The sequence below is a fragment of the Arthrobacter sp. MDT1-48-3 genome, assembly GCF_054511015.1.
This window is the reverse complement of the sequence record NZ_JBTNDL010000020.1, coordinates 1-1,536: the sequence shown is the minus strand read 5'-3', so window position 1 is coordinate 1,536 and position 1,536 is coordinate 1. Positions and strand designations below refer to the sequence as shown.

General features: G+C 63.4%; 3 protein-coding genes. 1 reads left to right on the top strand and 2 read right to left on the bottom strand.

Annotation, left to right across the window (positions count from 1 at the left end):
• On the bottom strand, positions 1-564 hold a 564-nt coding region (locus ACX80L_RS17720), incomplete at its 3' end, for a CNNM domain-containing protein (protein ID WP_459291380.1).
• 234 nt (positions 565-798) lie between these two features.
• On the opposite strand from ACX80L_RS17720, the gene ACX80L_RS17715 reads away from it, so the two are divergent.
• Entirely contained in the window at positions 799-963 is a 165-nt protein-coding gene (locus ACX80L_RS17715; protein WP_459291378.1) for a hypothetical protein, read from the top strand.
• A 30-nt stretch (positions 964-993) separates the two neighbouring features.
• Here the strand turns inward: ACX80L_RS17715 and ACX80L_RS17710 are convergent.
• Positions 994-1,536 (bottom strand): LytR C-terminal domain-containing protein (locus ACX80L_RS17710; RefSeq protein ID WP_459291376.1); only part of this gene is annotated, 543 nt, incomplete at its 5' end.

The window sequence follows — 1,536 nt, the reverse complement described above, 5'->3', positions numbered from 1 at the left end:
CAGCGAGCTGAGTTCCTCGGCGCTGCGTGCACCGGAGAGCTCTTCCTTCGGCTCGATGCCGAAGGAGCGGATGATTTTGTTCGCCGTGTTGTTGAACAGCAGGATCACGGGTTTCAGGACCATGGTGAACAGGGCCTGGAAGGGGACGACGAACTTCGCCGTCTGCCTCGGCAGGGCCAGGGCGAAGTTCTTCGGCACGAGCTCACCGATGACCATGGAGAACACGGTGGCCAGGAAGATCCCCACGACCGCGCCGATGCCGGGCACGATCGCCTCGGAGACACCCGCATCGAGCAGTGGCCCGCGGAGCAGCGAACTGATGGCCGGCTCGAACGTGTACCCGGTGAGCAGGGTGGTCAGGGTGATGCCGAGCTGAGCGCTCGAGAGGTGCGTCGAGGTAATCTTCAACGCCTTGATCGTGGGCTTCAGGCCCTTTTCGCCGCGGGCGTCGCGGGCTTCCAGGTCGCCTCGGTCAAGATTCACGAGTGCGAACTCGGAGGCCACGAACATGCCGGTGCCGACCGTGAGGATCAGGCCGACGCCGATCATGACCAACTCATACATGGTGCGCCCCCCATCCTCGATCAGCCGGCAGTCCGGCGTTCAGGCAGGTGAGGGGCACGGGTCTATGTGAGGGAGGGTCATCCATAATGCCATCCACTCTACTAGGCAGGACAAGGAGGGTCGCGGACAGAGCGGTAACTACCGGATCAGCATGCGAGCCAATGGCCTTCGGGAGAAGGATGGTGTGGCGTGCAGCATTGGGAGAAGCCCTCTCGGGCTAGACACACTGGACTCATGAAACCTTTGCTGATCGTCCTGGCTTTGATCGCTCTTGTCCTGCTGATCATTGGGGTTGCTGTCGAGACCCTGAAGTTCCTGCTCTATGTAGGACTCGTCGTCCTTGTGGTGTCCGCCGCCCTGCTTGTGCTGCAGCGCGTGCGTTCCCGGGTGCAGCGGTAGGAACGAGCCACTGGCTCCGCCATACGGAGACTAGCCGAAAGGATTCGTGTCCTGGCAGGAGACTTGGTCCGCTGTCTGGTTGATGGTTCCGGTCACATCCTGGGCGGTCAGGGTGCCCAGACCGTTCCGGGCGTCGGTCCCGAGGTAGACCTGCACCCCATAGATGGTTTCGTCCGTGGAGATGGTCGTGGCAGGAATTCCAAGTGCTGCTGCGACAGCTGTTGCGGGGTCCGCGAACCCGGCGCTGTAGTAGATGGCTGTGAGGGGGGTCGATGGGGCGGGCAGGGACTGCGCGCCCTTGAATCCAGCAGTGTGAAGGGCCTCGACAAGCGTGGCAGGTACGTCCGAACCTGCGGTGCCGTCCGCGACCGTGACGGGCGATGAAGCCATGGTGGAGTCAACGGTTCCCCCGGGTGCCGTGTCCTCCTCACCGGAGGTATGGCTGTCCTCCTCCCCTGTTGTAGCCGGCGAAGTGAGGTCGGCGCTGGAGCGTAGTGCCGCGAAGAGCTGAGGTGCGGTGGACCCGTCGAGGACCAGACGGTTCGGGTCCGCCGCGGGAACTGTGGGAACCGC

Coding starts and splice junctions, on each gene's coding strand:
- ACX80L_RS17715 (WP_459291378.1), top strand. CDS start 799: ATGAAACCTTTGCTGATCGTCCTGGCTTTGATCGCTCTTGTCCTGCTG.